General features: G+C 67.3%; 22 protein-coding genes. 16 read left to right on the forward strand and 6 right to left on the reverse strand.

Annotated elements, in window-relative coordinates:
* Nucleotides 1-144 precede the first annotated feature (144 nt).
* From AC4PTO_RS11165 to lexA, 6 genes are all read left to right on the forward strand, one after another.
* The gene (locus AC4PTO_RS11165; protein WP_492728461.1) at nt 145-738 is read left to right on the forward strand and encodes an anthranilate synthase component II; all 594 of its coding nucleotides are present in this window, start codon (nt 145-147) and stop codon (nt 736-738) included.
* Nucleotides 735-1,745 carry an anthranilate phosphoribosyltransferase gene (trpD, locus tag AC4PTO_RS11170; protein ID WP_492728463.1) on the forward strand — a complete coding sequence of 337 codons (1,011 nt, stop codon included), beginning with the start codon at nt 735-737 and terminating at the stop codon, nt 1,743-1,745. The genes AC4PTO_RS11165 and trpD overlap by 4 nt, the downstream gene beginning before the upstream one ends.
* Complete coding sequence (trpC, locus tag AC4PTO_RS11175; protein WP_492728465.1) at nt 1,742-2,533, forward strand: indole-3-glycerol phosphate synthase TrpC; 792 nt, start codon at nt 1,742-1,744, stop codon at nt 2,531-2,533. Before trpD ends, trpC begins: the two co-directional genes overlap by 4 nt.
* Nucleotides 2,530-3,006, forward strand: coding sequence for a cyclic pyranopterin monophosphate synthase MoaC (gene moaC, locus AC4PTO_RS11180; RefSeq protein WP_492728467.1), 477 nt, complete (start codon nt 2,530-2,532; stop codon nt 3,004-3,006). The genes trpC and moaC overlap by 4 nt, the downstream gene beginning before the upstream one ends.
* Nucleotides 3,003-4,184 (forward strand): molybdopterin molybdotransferase MoeA, encoded by a 1,182-nt coding sequence (locus AC4PTO_RS11185; protein ID WP_492728469.1) that lies wholly within the window; start codon nt 3,003-3,005, stop codon nt 4,182-4,184. Before moaC ends, AC4PTO_RS11185 begins: the two co-directional genes overlap by 4 nt.
* Before the next feature lie 70 nt (nt 4,185-4,254).
* Nucleotides 4,255-4,941: a transcriptional repressor LexA gene (gene lexA, locus AC4PTO_RS11190; protein WP_492728471.1), complete on the forward strand. Its 687-nt coding sequence runs from the start codon at nt 4,255-4,257 to the stop codon at nt 4,939-4,941.
* Here the strand turns inward: lexA and AC4PTO_RS11195 are convergent.
* A complete protein-coding gene (locus tag AC4PTO_RS11195) occupies nt 4,935-7,064 on the reverse strand; it encodes a ComEC/Rec2 family competence protein (RefSeq protein WP_492728473.1) in 2,130 nt (709 codons plus the stop codon). The genes lexA and AC4PTO_RS11195 overlap by 7 nt on opposite strands.
* Nucleotides 7,065-7,145: 81 nt before the next feature.
* On the opposite strand from AC4PTO_RS11195, the gene gltX reads away from it, so the two are divergent.
* From gltX to AC4PTO_RS11210, 3 genes are all read left to right on the forward strand, one after another.
* Entirely contained in the window at nt 7,146-8,546 is a 1,401-nt protein-coding gene (gene gltX / locus AC4PTO_RS11200) for a glutamate--tRNA ligase (RefSeq protein WP_492728475.1), read from the forward strand.
* 80 nt (nt 8,547-8,626) lie between these two features.
* Nucleotides 8,627-9,922, forward strand: coding sequence for a citrate synthase (locus tag AC4PTO_RS11205; RefSeq protein ID WP_492728477.1), 1,296 nt, complete (start codon nt 8,627-8,629; stop codon nt 9,920-9,922).
* A 99-nt stretch (nt 9,923-10,021) separates the two neighbouring features.
* A complete protein-coding gene (locus tag AC4PTO_RS11210) occupies nt 10,022-10,441 on the forward strand; it encodes a DUF1284 domain-containing protein (RefSeq protein WP_492728479.1) in 420 nt (139 codons plus the stop codon).
* 48 nt (nt 10,442-10,489) lie between these two features.
* Here the strand turns inward: AC4PTO_RS11210 and AC4PTO_RS11215 are convergent, their stop codons facing one another.
* Nucleotides 10,490-11,053 (reverse strand): biotin transporter BioY, encoded by a 564-nt coding sequence (locus AC4PTO_RS11215; protein WP_492728484.1) that lies wholly within the window; start codon nt 11,051-11,053, stop codon nt 10,490-10,492.
* Nucleotides 11,054-11,271: 218 nt separating this feature from the next.
* On the opposite strand from AC4PTO_RS11215, the gene AC4PTO_RS11220 reads away from it, so the two are divergent.
* The 4 genes from AC4PTO_RS11220 to AC4PTO_RS11235 all read left to right on the forward strand — a co-directional run bounded on the left by AC4PTO_RS11220 (nt 11,272) and on the right by AC4PTO_RS11235 (nt 14,742).
* Nucleotides 11,272-11,949 (forward strand): SDR family NAD(P)-dependent oxidoreductase, encoded by a 678-nt coding sequence (locus AC4PTO_RS11220; RefSeq protein WP_492728486.1) that lies wholly within the window; start codon nt 11,272-11,274, stop codon nt 11,947-11,949.
* 97 nt (nt 11,950-12,046) lie between these two features.
* On the forward strand, nt 12,047-12,832 hold the full coding sequence (gene surE, locus AC4PTO_RS11225) for a 5'/3'-nucleotidase SurE (RefSeq protein WP_492728488.1): 786 nt from the start codon (nt 12,047-12,049) through the stop codon (nt 12,830-12,832).
* Entirely contained in the window at nt 12,829-13,491 is a 663-nt protein-coding gene (locus AC4PTO_RS11230) for a protein-L-isoaspartate(D-aspartate) O-methyltransferase (protein WP_492728490.1), read from the forward strand. Before surE ends, AC4PTO_RS11230 begins: the two co-directional genes overlap by 4 nt.
* A 66-nt stretch (nt 13,492-13,557) precedes the next feature.
* Nucleotides 13,558-14,742 (forward strand): peptidoglycan DD-metalloendopeptidase family protein, encoded by a 1,185-nt coding sequence (locus tag AC4PTO_RS11235; protein WP_492728493.1) that lies wholly within the window; start codon nt 13,558-13,560, stop codon nt 14,740-14,742.
* A 40-nt stretch (nt 14,743-14,782) separates the two neighbouring features.
* Here the strand turns inward: AC4PTO_RS11235 and AC4PTO_RS11240 are convergent, their stop codons facing one another.
* The 4 genes from AC4PTO_RS11240 to AC4PTO_RS11255 are packed head-to-tail and all read right to left on the reverse strand — an operon-like array spanning nt 14,783 to nt 17,288.
* Nucleotides 14,783-15,622: an ATP-binding protein gene (locus AC4PTO_RS11240; RefSeq protein ID WP_492728495.1), complete on the reverse strand. Its 840-nt coding sequence runs from the start codon at nt 15,620-15,622 to the stop codon at nt 14,783-14,785.
* Complete coding sequence (gene tatC, locus AC4PTO_RS11245; RefSeq protein WP_492728497.1) at nt 15,619-16,485, reverse strand: twin-arginine translocase subunit TatC; 867 nt, start codon at nt 16,483-16,485, stop codon at nt 15,619-15,621. The genes AC4PTO_RS11240 and tatC overlap by 4 nt, the downstream gene beginning before the upstream one ends.
* Entirely contained in the window at nt 16,482-17,021 is a 540-nt protein-coding gene (gene tatB / locus AC4PTO_RS11250) for a Sec-independent protein translocase protein TatB (protein ID WP_492728499.1), read from the reverse strand. Before tatB ends, tatC begins: the two co-directional genes overlap by 4 nt.
* Before the next feature lie 51 nt (nt 17,022-17,072).
* A complete protein-coding gene (locus AC4PTO_RS11255; protein WP_492728501.1) occupies nt 17,073-17,288 on the reverse strand; it encodes a twin-arginine translocase TatA/TatE family subunit in 216 nt (71 codons plus the stop codon).
* A 177-nt stretch (nt 17,289-17,465) separates the two neighbouring features.
* Here AC4PTO_RS11255 and AC4PTO_RS11260 point away from each other — a divergent pair, with 177 nt between their 5' ends.
* From AC4PTO_RS11260 to AC4PTO_RS11270, 3 genes are all read left to right on the forward strand, one after another.
* Nucleotides 17,466-18,086 (forward strand): MarC family protein, encoded by a 621-nt coding sequence (locus AC4PTO_RS11260; RefSeq protein ID WP_492728503.1) that lies wholly within the window; start codon nt 17,466-17,468, stop codon nt 18,084-18,086.
* Nucleotides 18,087-18,153: 67 nt separating this feature from the next.
* Nucleotides 18,154-18,732 carry a retropepsin-like aspartic protease family protein gene (locus AC4PTO_RS11265; protein WP_492728505.1) on the forward strand — a complete coding sequence of 193 codons (579 nt, stop codon included), beginning with the start codon at nt 18,154-18,156 and terminating at the stop codon, nt 18,730-18,732.
* Nucleotides 18,733-18,818: 86 nt separating this feature from the next.
* Complete coding sequence (locus tag AC4PTO_RS11270) at nt 18,819-18,953, forward strand: hypothetical protein (protein WP_492728507.1); 135 nt, start codon at nt 18,819-18,821, stop codon at nt 18,951-18,953.
* The last annotated feature ends 151 nt before the right edge of the window (nt 18,954-19,104 follow it).

The following is a 19,104-nucleotide window of genomic DNA, read 5'->3' on the forward strand; positions in this document are numbered from 1 at the left end:
CGCGCGCAGGCCCCCCGCGACATCGAAACGGCGCCAAACCCGTCCCAACGCCCTTGACCCCGGCACGCCGCTCTGAGCATCTATACCGCGACGAAATCCCCGGTTCACCCCCTGAATCCGGGCGGCGAAAGGGAAAAGCGGCCCATGCTTCTGCTGATCGACAACTACGACAGCTTTACCTACAACCTCGTGCACTATTTCGGCGAACTCGGGGCCGAGGTCACCGTGCGGCGCAACGATGCGCTGAACGTGCAGGAAGCGATGGGTATGGGTGCCGAGGCGATCGTGCTGTCGCCGGGCCCCTGCGATCCGGCGCAGGCCGGGATCTGCCTGCCGCTCACGCTGGCCGCGGCCGAGGCGAAGCTGCCGCTTCTGGGGGTCTGCCTGGGCCATCAGACCATCGGAGAGGCCTTTGGCGGCCGCGTGGTCCGTGCCGCCGAGATCGTGCATGGCAAGATGGGCGTGATCCATCACAACGGCCAAGGCGTCTTCGCGGGCCTGCCCTCGCCCTTCCAGGCCACGCGCTATCACAGCCTGATCGTGGAGCGCGAAACCCTGCCCGATTGCCTGGAAGTGACCGCCTGGCTTGAAGACGGCACCATCATGGGGCTGCGCCACCGCAGCCTTCCGATCGAGGGCGTGCAGTTCCACCCCGAATCGATTGCCTCCGAGCACGGCCACCAGATGATCCGCAATTTCCTGACCTCGGCGGCCGTAAAGCTGAGGGTGCCGGCGTGAGCATCGACATCCGCCCCCTGATCGGCATCGCCGCCGAGCGCCCCCTGACCCGCAATGAGGCCGAGACGGCCTTCGAGGCCCTGTTCGAAGGCGCCGCGACCCCCTCGCAGATGGGCGGGCTTCTGATGGCGCTGCGCACCCGCGGCGAAACCGTGGACGAGATCGCGGCGGCCGCGAAGGTGATGCGCGCCAAGATGAACAAGGTGCGCGCACCCGAAGGCGCGATCGACATCGTGGGCACCGGCGGGGATGGCAAGGGCACGCTGAACATCTCGACCGCGACGGCCTTCGTGGTGGCGGGCGCGGGCGTGCCGGTGGCCAAGCACGGCAACCGCAACCTGTCGTCGAAATCGGGCGCGGCGGATGCGCTGACCGCCATGGGAATCGACGTGATGAAAGGCGTGGAAATTGCCGAACGCGCGCTGTCCGAGGCCGGCATCGCCTTCATGATGGCGCCGATGCACCACCCCGCGATCCGCCATGTCATGCCCACCCGGCAAGAGCTGGGCACGCGCACCGTCTTCAACCTTCTCGGCCCGCTCACGAACCCCGCGGGCGTGCGCCGCCAGTTGACCGGCGCCTTTTCGCGCCAGTGGATCCGCCCGATGGCCGAAGTGCTGCGCGACCTGGGGTCCGAGGCCGCGTGGCTTGTCCATGGCGGCGACGGCACGGATGAGCTGTCGATCGCGGGCATCAGCTGGGTTGCGGCGCTTGAGAACGGCACGGTGCACGAATTCGAGGTGCACCCCGAAGACGCTGGCCTGCCCGTGCATCCGTTCGAAGACCTCGTGGGCGGAGAACCGGCCGAGAATGCCGCGGCCTTCCACGCGCTTCTTGACGGGGCGCAAAGCGCCTACCGCGATGCGGTTCTTCTGAATGCGGCGGCGGCGCTTTTGCTGGCCGGTCGCGCGGCCGATCTGAAAGAGGGCGCGGCGCGCGCGGCCGAAAGCCTCGACAGCGGGGCGGCAAAGGGCAAGCTTGCCGCACTGAAGGCGGTGACGGCATGAACGTTCTGGACCGCATCAAGGCCTACAAGCTTGACGAGATCGCGGCCGCCAAGGTGGCCCGCCCGGTCTCGGCCATCGAGGCCGAGGCCCGCGCGGCCGGGCCCGTGCGCGGCTTTGCCGACGCCCTGTCCCGGCAGGTTGCGGCCACCGGCTACGGGCTGATTGCCGAGATCAAGAAGGCCAGCCCCTCGAAAGGGTTGATCCGCCCCGATTTCGACCCGCCGGCCCTTGCCCGTGCCTATGAGGCCGGCGGCGCCGCCTGCCTGTCGGTGCTGACCGATACGCCCTCGTTCCAGGGCGCACCGGACTACCTGGTCGCCGCGCGCGCGGCCACGTCATTGCCCGCGCTGCGCAAGGATTTCATGTATGACCCCTACCAGATCGCCGAGGCGCGCGCCTGGGGGGCGGATTGCATCCTGATCATCATGGCCTCGGTCGAGGACAGCCAGGCGGCCGAACTTGAGGATGCCGCGACGGGCTGGGGCATGGACGTGCTGATCGAGGTCCATGACCGGGCCGAGCTGGACCGCGCGCTTGCCCTGCGCTCGCCCCTGATCGGGGTAAACAACCGTAATCTCAAGACCTTCGAGGTTTCTCTTGATGTGACCCGCGAACTTGCGCCGCATCTGCCGGCGGGGCGCGATCTGGTCTGCGAAAGCGGGTTGTTCACCCCGGCGGATCTGGCGGCCATGGCCGATGTCGGCGCGCGGCGCTTCCTGATCGGCGAAAGCCTGATGCGGCAGGCCGACGTGACCGCGGCCACGCGCGCAATTCTGGAGGTGGCATGAGCCTGACGCATTTCGACGAACAGGGGCAGGCCCATATGGTCGATGTCTCGGACAAGGCGGTGACGGATCGCGTGGCTACGGCCGAGGGCGCCGTGGTGATGCTGCCCGAAACGCTGGACCATGTGATGGCGGGCACGGCGAAGAAGGGGGATGTCCTGGGCATCGCCCGCATCGCGGGGATCATGGGGGCCAAGAAGGCCTCGGATCTGATCCCGCTCTGCCATCCGCTGCCGATCACCAAAGTCAGCCTCGATCTGGTGGCCGATCCGGCACTGCCGGGGGTGCGGATCACGGCCACGGTCAAGACCTCGGGGCAGACCGGGGTCGAGATGGAGGCCCTGACGGCGGTCAGCGTGGCGGCCCTGACGGTCTATGACATGCTCAAGGCCGCAGAGAAATCCATGCGCATCGAGGGCATTCGCGTAACCCTGAAAGACGGCGGAAAATCAGGCCGTTACGAGGCGGAATTATGATATCTGTTGAAGAGGCCCTTGCCCGCGTTCTGGCGCTTGCCGAACCTTTGGACAGCGAAACCGTCACGCTGCGTGCGGCCCTTGGCCGGGTGCTGACCGTCCCTGCGACCGCGCGGCTGAACCAGCCGCCCTTCAGCGCCTCGGCGATGGACGGTTACGCCCTCCGCGCCGAGGATCATCGCCCCGGCGCCGTGCTCGAGGTCCGGGGAGAGGCCGCCGCGGGGCGCGCGCATGGGGCCGCCATCGCCCCCGGACAGGCGGTGCGGATCTTCACCGGCGCCCCCGTGCCCGAAGGTGCCGCCGTCGTCGTGCTGCAAGAGAACGTGACGCGCGACGGCGACCGCATCACGCTTTCCGACAGCCTTGAGAGCCATGACAATATCCGCCCCCTGGGGCAGGATTTCCGCAAGGGCGCCGCACTTTTCCCACCGCGCCGGCTGGGCGCGCGGGATCTGGCCCTGCTGGCCGCGATGAACCTGCCCGAGGTCGAGGTGCGCCGCCGGCCCGTCGTTGCGATCATCGCCACGGGGGACGAGCTTGTGATGCCCGGCGAAGAACCCGGCCCCGGACAGATTCTGTGCTCGAACTCTTTCGCGCTTGCCGCGATGGCCGAAGAGGCGGGCGCCGAGGTGCGCATGCTTCCCATCGCGCGCGACAACGAGGACAGCCTGCGCATGGTTTTCGGCCTGGCCGAAGGCGCGGACCTGATCGTGACCTCGGGCGGGGCATCGGTCGGCGATCATGACCTTGTGGCCAAGGTGGCGGGCGATCTGGGGCTTGAGCGGTCCTTCTACAAGATCGCCATGCGGCCGGGCAAACCGCTCATGGCGGGGCGGATAGGCGGCGCGGCGATGCTGGGCCTGCCGGGCAATCCGGTCTCGGCCGTGGTCTGCGCGCATCTGTTCCTGCTACCGCTTCTGGCCGCGTTCCAGGGCCTTCCGGCGGGGCATGCGCCGCGCAACGCGGTTCTGGGCGCGGATTGCGCCCCAAACGGACCGCGGACGCATTTCATGCGCGCCCGCCTGAGCCATACCGAGGCCCTGCCCGTCATCACCCCCTTCGACAGCCAGGATTCCGCGATGCTGAGCCTCCTGTCCGAGGCCGACGCCCTGCTGATCCGCCCGCTCGGCGACGGGGCGCGCAAGGCCGGCGAACTGGTCAGCTATCTGCCGATCTGAGTGTTCCGCGTTGACACGAAAGGGGAACATGACTAGAACTTAGGGTGAACCTTTGCCTTGAGGGACCGTCATGCTGACCCGTAAACAGTTGGAACTGCTGGATTTCATTCAGAAACGGCTGGCCCGTGACGGTGTCCCGCCCTCTTTCGACGAGATGAAGGAGGCGCTCGACCTGCGGTCGAAATCCGGCATCCACCGGCTGATCACGGCGCTGGAAGAGCGTGGCTTCATCCGTCGCCTTGCCCACCGCGCCCGCGCGATCGAGATCGTGAAACTGCCCGACGCGATGGAGAAACCGGGCTTCTCGCCCAGGGTGATCCGGGGCGACAAGGTCGATCCGCCGCGCGGCGCCATGCCGGTCGAGGCGGTGCATGCGCTGGAACTTCCGGTGATGGGGCGAATTGCGGCCGGTGTCCCGATCGAGGCGATCTCGGAAGTGTCGCATCACGTCGCGGTGCCGGGCTCCATGCTGTCGGGCCGGGGCGAGCATTACGCGCTTGAGGTCAAGGGCGATTCGATGATCGAGGCCGGGATCAACGATGGCGATATCGTGGTGATCCGCGAACAGGGCACGGCCGAGAACGGCGATATCGTCGTGGCGCTTGTCGACGGACACGAGGCGACGCTGAAACGCTATCGCCGCAAGAACGGCATGATCGCGCTGGAGGCCGCGAACCCCGCCTATGAAACGCGGATGCTGCGCGAAGATCAGGTCAAGGTGCAGGGACGGCTGGTGGGGCTGATCCGCAGCTACTGACGGCCCGCCCCGGACCAGAGGCGCGCGCCGCCCTGCCCGGCCGCCGTCTGCACGCGCCCGTCGGCCCGGATCCCGACCGATCCGGTCCTGCGCAGCCGCGCCAGATCCCAAAGATCGCATTCCGCCGCCCCGCCGGGCGGGGCCACGGCGGCCAGAATGACGATGGCGCCATCGCGGCAATGCTCTGCCAGGCGCTCTGCGGCCCCCTTCCCGGTCAGATGCACCACCCTGCGCCCCGCAAGGCGGGCCTGCCGCGCGCCCTTCGGCCCCTCGAACCCCGGCCGCGCGGCGGCCTCGGCCGGGGGGGCGGTATCGCCATCGGCCTCAAGCCAGTTCGTGGCGACGAAACCCGCCCCGGTTTTCGACAGGGCGCGCCCGGCCGGGGTGATCAGGCCCGCAAGCTCTCCCTCTGGCGCGATCAGCAGATCGGGCCGGGTGGCGGGCTGCCAAAGCGCGAAGGCGACCAGAACCGCCCCGATCCCGGCGCTGCGCGCCGCCCCCCGCGCCAGCACCGCCACGACCGCGCCGATGGCCATCAGCGGCAGCACGGGGGGCGGCGGCGCATGCACCGCGATCACCGCCCCCTCAAGCCCCGCGACACGGTCCGACACGGCGATCATCCAGGCGGTTCCAAGCTGCATGACCCACAGCGCGGGCCCGGCAAGACCAAGCGGCGCAAGAAGCGCCGCCACCACCCCCGCGGGCATCACCAGAACCCCCATCACGGGCACCGCCAGAAGGTTGGCGATCAGCCCGTATTCCGACATGCGCCCGAAATGCGCGGCCGCGATCGGCGCCGTGGAAATCCCCGCCGCAAGGGAAGAGACCACGAGCATGGCGACCGGCCGCAAGAGCACCGGAAGGTGCGGGCCGATCCGCGACCAGGGCCGATAGCTGAGGATCAGCGCGATCGTCGCTCCGAACGACATCTGGAAGCCCGGCTCGGTCAGGCTCTCGGGTTCGAGCACGAGAAGGATCAGGGCGGCAAGGGCCACGCTGCGCAGCGAAAATGCCCGCCGGTCCAGCAGCACCGCAAGCAGCATCACCGCCGCCATCAGATAGGCGCGCTGCGTGGCCACCTGCGGCCCGGCCAGCCACAGATAGACGCTTGCCGCCAGCAGCGCCGCGACGGCCGCGATCTTCTTGGTGGGCCATCGCAGCGCAAGGCTGCCGACGGCCGCAAGCCCGTAGCGCAACGCGGCGAAGACAAAGCCCGCCAGCATGCCCATGTGAAGGCCCGAAATCGAGATGATGTGGTAAAGGTTCGAGGCCCGCATCGAGACATTGGTCGCCTCGGCAATGCCCGACCGGTCGCCCGTCATCAGCGCCGCGGCCACCGCCCCCGGCTGGCCGGGGATCCGCGCCTGGATCGCGGCCGACAGGCGCATGCGCGCGCGGTGGCCCGCCATCGCCCAATGCCCGGCCTCGGGCGGGGCGGCCACCATCACCGGCGCGCGCGCATAGCCCACCGCACCCAGCCCGGCAAACCAGGCGTGGCGGCGAAAGTCGTAGCCGCCGGGAAGCGCGGGCCCCGAGGGCGGGGACAGATGCGCCGTGGCCATCACCCGCAGCCCCGGCACCGGGTCCAGATGCGACTGATCGCCATGCAGCGCGATGCGCACCCTTTCGGGCGTCCGCGCGGGGGGCATGCGCTCCAGCACCACCTGATCCAGCGTCAGGCGGATGCGGTCGGTGCCCGAGCGGTCGATCTCGACGATGCGCCCCTCGACCGGGCCGTAGTAGCGAAAGCCCAGGACCGGCGCGGAAACGGCCTGGGCGCGCGCCTCGGCCAAAAGCAGGCCACAGGCCGCAAGCGCCAGCAGCGCGGCCGGAAAGCCAGCCGCTTCCGGCCCGCGCCACCACAGCAGCGCGCCCAGCACCGCGACAAGGGCAGCCGCCATGCGCATGCCGATGCCCGGCTCTGCCGGCCAGGCGAAATAGGCCCCGATGCCGAGGGAAAGCGCCACGGGCACCCAAAGGAACATCCCGGCGCGCGCCGCCACCATCGCCGCGCGCGGCGCCCCCAGCCCGCCCAGGGCCGACCGCCCAAGCACCGCGCCCGCGCGTGCCAGCCGCACAAGGGGCGCCGGCCCCGCGCTGCCCGTTCCGGCCAGACTTGCCACGCTTGTTTCTCCGCCCGTCCCTGCTTATGGATCACGGGGAAAGCCTACGGGCTGCATGGTTTCCGAAAGGTTAACGCCCCTATGACCCAACAGATCGTCACCCGCTTCGCCCCCTCGCCCACGGGCTACCTGCATATCGGCGGCGCCCGGACGGCGCTTTTCAACTGGATCTACGCCCGTGGCCGCGGGGGCAAGTTCCTGCTGCGGATCGAGGATACCGACCGCGACCGCTCGACCCCCGAGGCGACGGCGGCGATCCTGAAGGGGCTGACCTGGCTTGGCCTCGACTGGGACGGAGAGGCCGTCAGCCAGTTCGCCGGGCGCGACCGCCATGCCGAAGTGGCCCATGAGATGCTGGCCCGCGGCAATGCCTACAAGTGCTTCTCCACGCAGGAAGAAATCGACGCCTTCCGCGCGGCCGCCCGCGCCGAGGGGCGTTCGACCCTGTTCCAGAGCCCGTGGCGCGATGCCGCCCCCGCCAGCCACCCAGATGCCCCCTATGTGGTGCGCCTGAAGGCCCCCAGGGAAGGCGTGACCGTGATCGCCGATCAGGTGCAGGGCGACGTCACCTTCCGTAACGACCAGCTTGATGACATGGTGTGTTTACGTTCGGATGGGACACCTACCTACATGCTTGCCGTGGTTGTCGATGACCATGACATGGGCGTGACCCATGTGATCCGGGGGGATGACCACCTGACCAATGCCGCACGCCAGGTCCAGATCTATCACGCGATGGGATGGGACGTGCCGGTCTTTGCCCATATCCCGCTGATCCACGGCGTGGACGGCAAGAAACTGTCCAAGCGCCACGGCGCGGTCGGGCTCGAGGAATATCAGGCCATGGGCTTTCCCGCCGCCGGGATCCGCAACTATCTGTGCCGCCTTGGCTGGAGCCATGGGGACGACGAATTCTTCACCGACGCCCAGGCCCGCGAATGGTTCGATCTGTCGGGAATCGGGCGCGCTCCGGCGCGGCTCGACTTCAAGAAACTCGAGAATATCTGCGGCCAGCACATCGCCGCGATGTCCGATGCCGGGCTTCTGCCTGAAATTGAGGCATATTTGGAGGCCTCCGGCCAGCCCCCGCTGAACGAGAAACAGTGCGACGGGCTGGCCCGCGCGCTTTACTGCGTGAAGGAGCGCGCCAAGACGTTTCCGGAACTCCTTGAAAAGGCTCACTTCGTTTTGACATCGCGGCCGATTTCGATGGACGAGAAGGCGGCGAAAGCCCTCGATCCGGTATCCCGTGGTATACTGAAAGAATTGACGCCGCAGATGCAAAATGCTAGCTGGACGCGCGAGACACTGGAAGCCACCGTGCAACAGGTCGCACAGGCGCATGGGACGGGTCTTGGCAAGCTTGCCGCCCCCCTGCGTGCCGCCCTTGCGGGACGCGCGGTCACACCCAGCGTATTCGACATGATGCTTGTTCTTGGTCCGGACGAAACCCTGGCCAGGTTGAATGATCAGGCGGCCTGAGGCCTGGCCGCACTTTCCCGGTGACACCGGTAGCAAGACACGCCGGCGCGGCCCAGCCGGACCACAGGAAAGGGATATAAATGGCTGAATCGAAAAGAACCGCCACGCTGACGCTCGACGGGAAAAGCTATGATCTTCCGGTTCTTAGCCCGACCGTGGGCCCGGATGTCCTCGACATCCGCAAGCTTTACGCACAGGCGGATGTTTTCACCTACGATCCCGGCTTCACCTCGACCGCAGCCTGCGATTCCGCGATCACCTATATCGATGGCGACAAGGGAGAGCTTCTCTATCGCGGCTATCCGATCGAGCAGCTGGCGGACCACTCGCACTATCTCGAGGTGTGCTACCTGCTGCTGAACGGCGAGCTGCCGGACGAGGCCGCGATGCTCGATTTCGAGAACCGCATCACTCGCCACACGATGCTGCACGAGCAAATCCACAACTTCTTCCGCGGGTTCCGCCGCGACAGCCACCCGATGGCGACCATGGTCGGCGTGGTCGGCGCGATGTCGGCCTTCTATCACGACAGCCTTGACATCAACGATCCCTGGCAGCGCGAAGTGGCCGCGATGCGCATGATCGCCAAGCTGCCGACGATCGCGGCGATGGCCTACAAGTATTCGGTCGGCCAGCCCTTCGTCTATCCGCGCAACGATCTCGATTACGCTTCGAACTTCCTGCACATGTGCTTCTCGGTCCCGGCCGAAACCTATCATGTGGAGCCCGCGCTTGCGAAGGCGATGGACCGCATCATGATGCTGCACGCCGATCACGAACAGAACGCCTCGACCTCGACGGTGCGTCTGGCCGGTTCGTCGGGCGCGAACCCCTTCGCCTGCATCGCGGCCGGCATCGCCTGCCTCTGGGGTCCGGCACATGGCGGCGCCAACCAGGCCTGCCTGGAAATGCTGCGCGAGATCGGCACCGTCGAGCGTATCCCCGAATTCATCGCGCGCGCGAAGGACAAGGACGATCCGTTCCGCCTGATGGGCTTTGGCCACCGGGTCTACAAGAACTTCGACCCCCGCGCCAAGGTGATGAAGGAAAGCGCCGATGAGGTGCTGGACCTTCTGGGCATCCACAACAACCCGACGCTTCAGGTCGCCAAGGAGCTGGAGCGGATCGCGCTCGAGGACGAGTATTTCGTTTCGAAAAAGCTCTACCCGAACGTCGATTTCTACTCGGGCATCATCCTCGAGGCGATGGGCTTCCCCACCTCGATGTTCACGCCGATCTTCGCGCTGTCGCGCACCGTCGGCTGGATCGCGCAATGGAAAGAGATGATCTCGGACCCGCAGAACAAGATCGGCCGCCCGCGTCAGCTTTACACCGGCCTGACCAAGCGCGACTATCTCCAGGTTGCGGCCCGCTAAGCGGCCTGCACCGCGGATTTGCGGGGCCGGGACGACAAGTCCCGGCCCCGTGCCGTTTCGGCGCCCCGGCCGGGCGCCATATCCCGAAGGATGCCCGCGATGACCGATCAGCCGATCCGCTTTCGCCCCCATCATTTCCTTTGCGCGCTTGGCTTCGAGGGCAAGGGATATTCGGCCGGGTTCACGCAGAACATGGCCGGGATCGTGGTCGGACGTTTGCGCGCGCCGGGGGGCGGCACGACCGAGATCGAGGTGGTGGGCGCGGCGGACGACATCTGCGCGCCCTGCCCCTCGCGGCGCGGGACGGGGTGCGAAAGCGCCGCGCGGATCGGCTGGCTGGACGCGGCACATGCCCAAGCGCTTGGCCTGGAGCCGGGCACGCGGCTGAGCTGGGCCGAGGCGCAGGCCCGCATGAAAACCCTGCCCGACGACGCGCTGCAACAGATCTGCACCCCCTGCCAATGGCTTGCGCTTGGCATGTGCGAAGCCGCCCTGAAGCGCCTCAAGGCCGGAAAATGAAAACGCCGCCCCGAAGGGCGGCGCTTCCGGATCGGGTTGGACGGGTGCTTAGCCCTTGCGCCCGCCGAGGGCGGCCCAGCCCCCCATCAGCGTGACCGCGGCGATCGCCGCCTTGACCAGCGCGCCCAGAACGAAGGGCGTCATGCCGACGGCAAGCGCCTTGCCCGCGGCCATGCCGGTGACCAGCATCAGCGCGCCCACGCCCGGAACGAACAGCAGCATCGCCGGCACGATTGCCGCCATGAACAGCCGCAAGAAGCCACGGTCCAGACCACGCTCGACCAGCCAGCCGGTCAGCCAGGCCATGCCGACAAAGCCCCACAGGAAGCCCGCCGTCGGGCCCATCAGGTGCTGCGCACCCGCCGCACCGCCGGCAAAGACCGGCAGGCCCATCGCGCCCTCGGCCAGGTAGGCGATCAGCGTCACCGCCGCCAGCCGCGAGCCATAGCTGAGCCCGATGATCGAGATCGCCAGCGTCTGAAGCGTCATCGGCACCGGGAACATCGGCACGCTGACCTGCGCCGACATACCCACCACGAGCGAACCGCCCAGAACCATAAGAGCCTGCGTCAGAAACGACTGACGGGCGAGGAGAGCCTTGGAAAGCGTCATGAGAGGAGCCTTTCACCTGAATGCCGCGTTGGCGTGCACTTTTGCCGCAGGCGCGCGCAATGTCAACGGCGTGACGCAAGCGATGCGCGATGTTGCAAAGCCGTTGCAAGGCCAGGGCTGCAAATTCGCATAACTGCAAACCCCTTCGGCCGCGCCCTCAGGTCGCACCTTCGCGCCGCACTCTTGCGCGGGGCGCGCGGCTGTGCCAAAGCGCCGCCATGGAATCCACAACGCAAACGCCCCCGACGATGCCTTCCCAGAAGATCGCCCTTGTGACAGGTGCCTCGCGCGGGTTGGGCGCAGCACTTTCGTTGGCCCTGGCCCGCGAAGGCTGGCATGTGCTTGCCGTCGCCCGCACCACCGGCGCGCTGGAAGAGCTGGATGACAGGATCCAGGCGGCGGGCGGTTCGGCGACGCTTGCGCCCATGGACGTGACCGAACCCGAGGCGATGGCCCATCTTGCGGCCTCGGTCGCGGGGCGTTGGGGCGGGTTGCAGCTTTGGGCGCATTGCGCGGTGCATGCGGCACCGCTGGCGCCCGCAGGCCATATCGACGCCAAGGACATGACCCGCTCGATCGCCACGAACCTGACGGCTACGGCCACGCTCGTGCCGCTGATCGAGCCGCTCCTGCTGGCCGGAAAGGGCAGCGCGCTGTTCTTCGAGGACGACCACGCCGGCCAGAAATTCTTTGGCGCCTACGGCACCACCAAGGCCGCGCAGATCGCGCTTGCCCGCAGCTGGCAGGCCGAAACCGCGAAGATCGGCCCGCGCGTGCTGATCGACCGACCCGCGCCGATGCCCACCGCGACACGGGCGCGCTTCTTCCCCGGCGAAGACCGCGCAGGCCTTGCCGATCCGCAGGCCGAGGCCGAACGGATCCTGGCCCTGCTTTAGGCCGGGCGCCGAAATCGCACCAAACGCCCGCCATTGACTTTACGCCCCCGTTTGCGCGGGCTAATCAGGGACGACGCGGCACATTCGGGGGGGCGGTATGCGTATTCTCATCACCAATGACGATGGCATCAACGCACCGGGCCTTCAGGTCCTGTCCGAAATCGCGCAGGAGATCGCCGGCCCCGAAGGCGAGGTCTGGACCGTTGCCCCGGCTTTCGAGCAGTCGGGCGTGGGCCATTGCATCAGCTACACCCACCCGATGATGCTCGCCCGGCTGGAGCCGCGCCGCTATGCCGCCGAGGGCAGCCCCGCCGATTGCGTTCTGGCCGGCCTTTACGAGGTTCTGCGCGGGCAGGCGCCCGATCTGGTGCTTTCGGGCATCAATCGCGGCAACAACGCCGCGGAAAACGCGCTTTACTCGGGCACGGTGGGCGGCGCGATGGAGGCAGCGCTTCAGGGCATTCCGGCCATCGCGCTGTCGCAGTTCATGGGGCCGGAAACCGACGATCTGGACGATCCGTTCGACGCCGCGCGCCGGCATGGCGCCGCCATCGTGCGCGCGCTTCTGGACAAGGGGCGTTGGGACGGCGGCGATTACCGCTATTTCTACAACGTGAACTTCCCGCCCATTTCCGGCGCGAAGGTCAGGGGCCACAAGGTCGCGGCGCAGGGCTACCGCACCGACACGTTCTTCGGGGTCGAGCCGCATGTCTCGCCCTCGGGGCGCAAGTTTTTGTGGATCACCGGGGGGCCGCAGCACAAGCCCACCGCCCCCGGCACCGATGTCGCCGTCAACCTCGAGGGTTATATCTCGGTCACGCCGATGCGCGCGGACCTGACCGCGCATGACATCCTGAGCGATCTCGAGGCGCGGCTGGCATGACCGGGAACGCCGAAGGGGAAGAAGGCATCGCCGAACGCAAGATGCGCTTTCTCTTCGCCTTGCGCTCCAAGGGGGTCACGGATGCGCGCGTGCTTTCCGCGATGGAGCGGGTCGATCGCGGCCCCTTCGTCAAGGGCCTGTTCGCCGAGCGCGCCTATGAGGACATGCCCCTGCCGATCGCCTGCGGGCAGACGATCTCGCAGCCCTCGATCGTGGGGCTGATGACGCAGGCGCTCGAGGTCGGGCCGCGCGACACGGTGCTGGAGGTCGGCACCGGCTCGGGCTATCAGGCCGCGATCCTGGCCGAACTCGCGCGGCGCGTCTATTCGGTGGACCGTCACCGCCGCCTCGTGCGCGAGGCCGAAGAGCTGTTCCGCACCCTCCAGATCACCAATATCACCACGATCACCACCGACGGCTCCTTCGGGTTGCCCGAACAGGCGCCCTTTGATCGTATCATCGTGACCGCCGCGGCCGAGGATCCGCCGGGGCCGCTCTTGGCGCAGTTGAAGATCGGCGGTATCATGGTGCTGCCCGTGGGCCAGTCGGACGCGGTGCAAAGCCTGATCCGGGTGCGCCGCCTGGAGAAGGGCTTCGATTACGAGGAACTGCGCCCGGTCCGTTTCGTGCCGCTTGTCGAGGGGCTGGCCAAGGACTGAGGCGGCAAAAGTGAAGCCAAGGCCCGGAAACAGGGCCGCAAGTGAACAAGAACGAGGAACGAGCCGATGACCCTTTCCCTGCCCGCCCGCCTGCGCCACGCCCTGCTTCTGGGGGCAAGCGCGCTTGCCCTTGCCGCCTGCGACCCCGATGGCAGCTTCGACGGCGATCTGCGCAATTTCGGCCGGATCGGCTTTGACACCTCGGATGCCGCGCGGCAGGCCACCGCCGCGCGCCCGCAGCCCGATGCGCGGGGCATCATCTCTTACCCGAACTATCAGGTGGCCGTGGCCAATCGCGGCGATACGGTCGGGGCGGTCGCCACCCGCATCGGCATCGACGCCACGGAACTTGCCCGCTACAACGCCGTTGCTGTCGACGCCACGCTGAACCAGGGCGAGGTGCTGGCCCTGCCCCGCCGCGTGGCCGAGCCCGCGGGCACGATCGGATCGGAACGGATCGACATCACCTCGATCGCCTCGAACGCGATCGACCGCGCCTCGGGCAGCCAGGGCGCGACGGCGGCCCCGGCCCCCACCGCCCCGGCGACCACAGCGCCCAGCAGCCCGGCTGGCCCCGAGCCGCTGCGCCACAAGGTGGCCCGCGGCGAAACCGCCTATTCGATCGCGCGGTTCTACAACGTCAATGTGCGCGCCCTTGCCGACTGGAACGGCCTGCCGTCGGATCTCAGCGTGCGTGAGGGGCAGTTCCTGCTGATCCCCGTCGCCAGCGGCGGCGCGCCCGCTGCATCGGGCACCACGATACCCGGCCAGGGCTCGCCCACGCCGGTGCCGCCGTCGGCCGCCCAGCCCCTGCCCGATGAAAAGACCGCCGCCGCCAACGCGCCGGTGAACAAGCCCGCCTCGCCCGACCTGGGGGCCAGCCGCACCGCGGCCTCGGGGTCGGCGAAGATGCAGATGCCGGTCGAAGGCGCGATCATCCGCCCCTATGTGAAGAAGAAGAACGACGGCGTGGACATCGCCGCAGCCCCCGGCACCGCGGTCAAGGCCGCCGATGCGGGCACGGTCGCCGCGATCACCAAGGATACCGAGCAGGTGCCGATCCTCGTGCTGCGCCACAGCAACGGCCTGCTGACGGTCTATGCCAATATCGACGGGATCTCGGTCAAGAAGGGCGACAGCGTGAAGCGCGGCCAGTCGATTGCCAAGGTCCGCGCGGGCGAGCCCGGCTTCGTCCATTTCGAGGTGCGCAACGGCTTCGAAAGCGTCGACCCGATGAGCTATCTGCAATAAGGCGGCGGCGGCCTTCGGGCCGCCTTCCGGCTGCCGGGGCTTACAGCGCGAGACCGCGCCGGCCGGCCAGATCGGTAAAGAACTGCCACGCCACACGCCCCGAGCGCGCGCCGCGCGTGGCCTGCCATTCGACTGCCTCTGCGCGCAGTTCTTCGGGCGCGATCTCAAGCCCATAGGCGGCGCAATAGCCCTCGATCATCGCCAGATACTCGTCCTGCCCGCAGGGGTGGAAGCCCAGCCACAGCCCGAACCGGTCCGACAGCGAGACCTTTTCCTCGACCGCCTCGGAGGGGTTGATCGCGGTCGAGCGTTCGTTCTCGATCATGTCGCGCGGCATCAGGTGGCGGCGGTTCGACGTGGCATAGAACAGCACATTCGCCGGGCGCCCCTCGATCCCGCCATCCAGCACGGCCTTGAGGGATTTGTAATGCTGATCGTCATGGCTGAAGGACAGGTCGTCACAGAACAGCACGAAGCGGCGCGCGGGGGCGGCGCGCAGATGCGCCAGAAGCCGCCCGACCGAGGGCAGATCCTCGCGGGCCAGTTCAACCAGGATCAGCGGCAGGCTTTGGGCCAGGATCTCGGCATGGATCGCCTTGACCAACGAGGATTTGCCCATGCCCCGCGCACCCCACAACAGCGCGTTGTTGGCCGCCGCGCCGCGGGCGAATTGCAGCGTGTTGGCCAGAAGCGTATCACGCGCCCGGTCGATCCCGTGCAGAAGCGCCAGATCCACCCGGTTGACCTGCGGCACGGGTTCCAGCCGGTCGGGCGCGGTATGCCAGACAAAGGCATCTGCGGCACCGAAATCAGGGGCGGGCTGCGGCGCGGGGGCAAGCCGCTCCAGCGCGGCGGCTATGCGCTCCATCGGATCGTTCATCGCGCGGTCTCTTCGTCGTCGCCGTCCTCATCCTCGTCCTCGACCCAGAGGCCCTCTGCGCGCAGCCGCGCCTCGCGCTGCCGCTCGATCCGGCGCACAAGGAAGATCGACACTTCGTAAAGACCGTAGACCACGGTGAAAAGGATGAGCTGCGTCACCACATCGGGCGGGGTCACGACGGCCGCGACGATCAGGATCATCACGACCGCGTATTTGCGCACCCCCTCAAGCCCCTTGGAAGAGACAAGCCCCGCCTTTCCCATAAGCGACAGCAGCACCGGCAACTGGAAGCACAGGCCGAAGGCCAGGATGAACTTGGTGGTCAGCGACAGGTATTCCTGCGCCGAGCCCTGGAAGGCGATGCCCGCGGTGGCATTGTCGATATCCCCTTCGGACAGGACGCTGCCGGCCTGCTGGAACCCCAGAAAGAAATCGAAGGCCAGCGGGGTCACGATGTAATAGGCGAAGGCCGCGCCCATGACGAACATGATCGGCGAGGCGATCAGGAACGGCAGGAAGGCGTTCTTCTCGGATTTGTAGAGACCGGGCGCGACGAAGCGCCAAAGCTGGTAGGCGATCACCGGGAAAGACAAAGCAAACCCGCCCAGAAGCGAGATGTTGATGGCAACGAAGAAGCCTTCCTGAAGCCGGATCAGGATCAGCCCGCAATCGGGATGGCCCCGCTCGGCCATGGCCGAACACAGGGGCGAGGTCAGGAAGTTGAAGATCGGGTTCCAGACGGTGAAGCAGATCACCATCGCCACGATGAAGGCAAGCGCCGACCAGATGAGCCGCTGGCGCAGTTCGGCCAGATGCTCGATCAGCGGGGCGGCGGAATCCTCGATCTGTTCGTCGGCGCTCATGCGTCACCCTTCTTTGCCGGGGTCTTGCGGGCGGCCTTGGGCTTGGCGCCGGATTTTTCCGCGGCCCTGGCGGGTTTCGCGGCGGCCTTGGCGGCAGGTTTCGCCGCCGGTTTCGCGGCGGTCTTCGGCGCGGCACTTTTGGCCTTGGCCGCGGGCTTGGCCTTCGCGGCGGGCTTGGCCGGCGTCATCGTATCGGGTTTTGCAGGGGCTGCCGGGTCCGGGGTAGCCGCCTTGGTCTTGCCCGGCAGCTTCGGTTCCCATTTCTCGAATTTCGTCGCGGCCTCTTCCAGCGCATCAAGCCCGAGCGACTTCTTCGAGGCCAGCCCCTTGAGATCCTTGAGGCTGCTGCTGGCCTCGTTCAGGCCGCTTTCATTCGCGGCATCCTCCATGGCGCGCGAAAACTCGCGGGCCATGGCCCGCGCCTTGGCGGTGAAGCGGCCAAGCGTGCGGAACATACCCGGAAGATCCTTCGGTCCCACAACGATCAGCGCCACGACGCCGATCAGCAGAAGCTCGCTCCAACCGATATCGAACATTTCTGTCTTGGCCCTCCGACCCCGTTGCCGCCCCCTGCCGGGGCGTCAGGCTCAGGCCTTGTCCTTGTCTTTTTCCGGCGTCACGTCCAGCGCGTCGTTCGCGGCAGCATCCTCGATTTCCTTGCTGCCCTCCTTGACGCCTTTCTTGAACGCCGTGATCCCCTTACCGACTTCGCCCATCAGGGACGAAATCTTGCCGCGGCCGAACAGAACCAGCACCACGACGGCAATCAGAAGAAGGCCGGGAAGGCCGATATTGTTGAGCATCTTTTTCTCCTCGTGACACGGGCCACCAGCCCGGTCAGCTATTCACCCCCTTCATTTATGACCTCTGGGCTGCCGATCAAAGCCCGATTCGACTTTTGGCACATGAATTTTTGGGCATATCCCGGCTGGAAACCCTTTCGCATGCGCTCTAATCTGCGTGCGCAAGCAGGAGGGTGCATGCCAACCGCCGAATATCTCACAGCTTTCGTGACGCTTTTCGTGGTCGTGGACCCGATCGGCCTTGCGCCGCTGTTCATCGCCCTGACGCAGGGGATGGATTCGCGGGCGCGCATGATCATGGGGGTCCGGGCGGTGGCGATCGGGGCCGTGCTGCTGACGCTGTTCGGCCTTTTCGGGGACAAGCTTCTAGGCGCCATCGGCATCTCGATGCCCGCGTTCCGCATCGCGGGCGGGGTTTTGCTGTTCCTGACCGCGCTTGACATGCTGTTCGAGCGGCGAACCGAGCGGCGCGAGGGCCAGCATGCCGAGCCGCATCACGACCCTTCGGTCTTTCCCCTTGCCACGCCACTGATCGCGGGGCCCGGCGCGCTTGCCACGATGATCCTTCTTGCCGGCAAACCGGGCGGGGATTTCGTGCATGTCCTGCTGGTGCACGGGGTGATGCTGTCGGTTCTGGCCTGCGTGCTTGTGCTGTTTGCGCTCTCCACCCCGATCGAGCGCGCGCTTGGCCGCACCGGCACGATGGTGGTGACGCGGCTTCTGGGGATGCTGCTGGCGGCGCTGTCGATCCAGTTCATCCTGGACGGCATGCGGGGGGCCGGCGTCTTCGCGGGCTGAGCCGTCCTTTCGGGGGCTGTAAATCCGCGCAACCGCCCCTATCTGGATGGGGAAAGGATGTCTCTGCATGGCCTCTGACGATACCGCGCGCCTGATCTATCTGATCCTGCTGCTTCTTGCAGTGGGCGGCTATCTGCTGGTCGAATTCCGCCGCCGTCCGGGGCGGTCCTTCCAGCAGCTAGCGGTCTGGGGGCTGATCTTCGTCGGCGTCATGGCGGGTGCGGGCCTGTGGTCGGACATCCGGCGCGATGTGCTGCCGCGCCAGACCGTGCTGGAGGATGGCCGGATCGAGGCCCCTCTGGCCGCCGATGGTCATTACTACCTGATGGCCGAAGTCAACGGCACGCCAGTGCGTTTCGTCGTCGATACAGGCGCGACCGAGGTCGTCCTGACCCTGCGCGATGCCGAGCGCGTGGGCATCGACGCCTCCGCCCTTGCCTATATCGGGCAGGCGCGCACCGCCAACGGGATCGTGGCCACCGCCCCGGTGCGCCTGGACAGCATCAGCCTTGGCCCCGTGCATGACGAAGACCTGCGCGCTGTCGTGAATGGAGGCGAGATGGACACCTCGCTGATGGGCATGGCCTATCTGACGCGCTTCGCGCGGGTCGAGTTCAGCCGCGACCGCCTGATTCTGGAACGCTGACGCGCGGGCCTGCAACTTGCCCTTTCCGGGTCATGTTTACGCCCCAATTGGCTGCAAGAAGAGAAAGACCAGTCGGAGGACTTGATATGGACTTTCTCTCGTTCGATACCATTGCAGTCGGTGTGATCTTCCTTGCCCTCGTACGCGAACTTCTGGTGCGGCAGCGCACGCAGCATCTGCGCGGGCGTTCCGGCAAAGCCGACAATCTGTCGGCTCCGTGATCCGATAGCAGCCCTCTGGCAAGACGCGCCCGACCGCTCCGCCGCACCGGCCTCCGGATGCAGCCGACCGCTGCGGGTTGTGACGTCACCGGATATTTGCAGGCGCGCCGCGGGAAGCCCCCCGCGGCGCGTTTGTCGTTTTCTTCGGGGC

The sequence above is a fragment of the Rhodobacter maritimus genome, from assembly GCF_058747975.1.

What these genes read in the sequence shown, in the direction of transcription:
- lexA (WP_492728471.1), top strand. Translation starts at nt 4,255, where the DNA reads ATGCTGACCCGTAAACAGTTGGAACTGCTGGATTTCATTCAGAAACGG.
- AC4PTO_RS11270 (WP_492728507.1), top strand. Translation starts at nt 18,819, where the DNA reads ATGGACTTTCTCTCGTTCGATACCATTGCAGTCGGTGTGATCTTCCTT.
- AC4PTO_RS11165 (WP_492728461.1), top strand. Translation starts at nt 145, where the DNA reads ATGCTTCTGCTGATCGACAACTACGACAGCTTTACCTACAACCTCGTG.
- AC4PTO_RS11255 (WP_492728501.1), bottom strand. Translation starts at nt 17,288, where the DNA reads ATGCTCAACAATATCGGCCTTCCCGGCCTTCTTCTGATTGCCGTCGTG.
- AC4PTO_RS11185 (WP_492728469.1), top strand. Translation starts at nt 3,003, where the DNA reads ATGATATCTGTTGAAGAGGCCCTTGCCCGCGTTCTGGCGCTTGCCGAA.
- AC4PTO_RS11215 (WP_492728484.1), bottom strand. Translation starts at nt 11,053, where the DNA reads ATGACGCTTTCCAAGGCTCTCCTCGCCCGTCAGTCGTTTCTGACGCAG.
- AC4PTO_RS11220 (WP_492728486.1), top strand. Translation starts at nt 11,272, where the DNA reads ATGGAATCCACAACGCAAACGCCCCCGACGATGCCTTCCCAGAAGATC.
- tatB (WP_492728499.1), bottom strand. Translation starts at nt 17,021, where the DNA reads ATGTTCGATATCGGTTGGAGCGAGCTTCTGCTGATCGGCGTCGTGGCG.
- AC4PTO_RS11260 (WP_492728503.1), top strand. Translation starts at nt 17,466, where the DNA reads ATGCCAACCGCCGAATATCTCACAGCTTTCGTGACGCTTTTCGTGGTC.
- gltX (WP_492728475.1), top strand. Translation starts at nt 7,146, where the DNA reads ATGACCCAACAGATCGTCACCCGCTTCGCCCCCTCGCCCACGGGCTAC.
- surE (WP_492728488.1), top strand. Translation starts at nt 12,047, where the DNA reads ATGCGTATTCTCATCACCAATGACGATGGCATCAACGCACCGGGCCTT.
- moaC (WP_492728467.1), top strand. Translation starts at nt 2,530, where the DNA reads ATGAGCCTGACGCATTTCGACGAACAGGGGCAGGCCCATATGGTCGAT.
- trpC (WP_492728465.1), top strand. Translation starts at nt 1,742, where the DNA reads ATGAACGTTCTGGACCGCATCAAGGCCTACAAGCTTGACGAGATCGCG.
- AC4PTO_RS11205 (WP_492728477.1), top strand. Translation starts at nt 8,627, where the DNA reads ATGGCTGAATCGAAAAGAACCGCCACGCTGACGCTCGACGGGAAAAGC.
- tatC (WP_492728497.1), bottom strand. Translation starts at nt 16,485, where the DNA reads ATGAGCGCCGACGAACAGATCGAGGATTCCGCCGCCCCGCTGATCGAG.
- AC4PTO_RS11210 (WP_492728479.1), top strand. Translation starts at nt 10,022, where the DNA reads ATGACCGATCAGCCGATCCGCTTTCGCCCCCATCATTTCCTTTGCGCG.
- AC4PTO_RS11235 (WP_492728493.1), top strand. Translation starts at nt 13,558, where the DNA reads ATGACCCTTTCCCTGCCCGCCCGCCTGCGCCACGCCCTGCTTCTGGGG.
- AC4PTO_RS11240 (WP_492728495.1), bottom strand. Translation starts at nt 15,622, where the DNA reads ATGAACGATCCGATGGAGCGCATAGCCGCCGCGCTGGAGCGGCTTGCC.
- AC4PTO_RS11230 (WP_492728490.1), top strand. Translation starts at nt 12,829, where the DNA reads ATGACCGGGAACGCCGAAGGGGAAGAAGGCATCGCCGAACGCAAGATG.
- AC4PTO_RS11265 (WP_492728505.1), top strand. Translation starts at nt 18,154, where the DNA reads ATGGCCTCTGACGATACCGCGCGCCTGATCTATCTGATCCTGCTGCTT.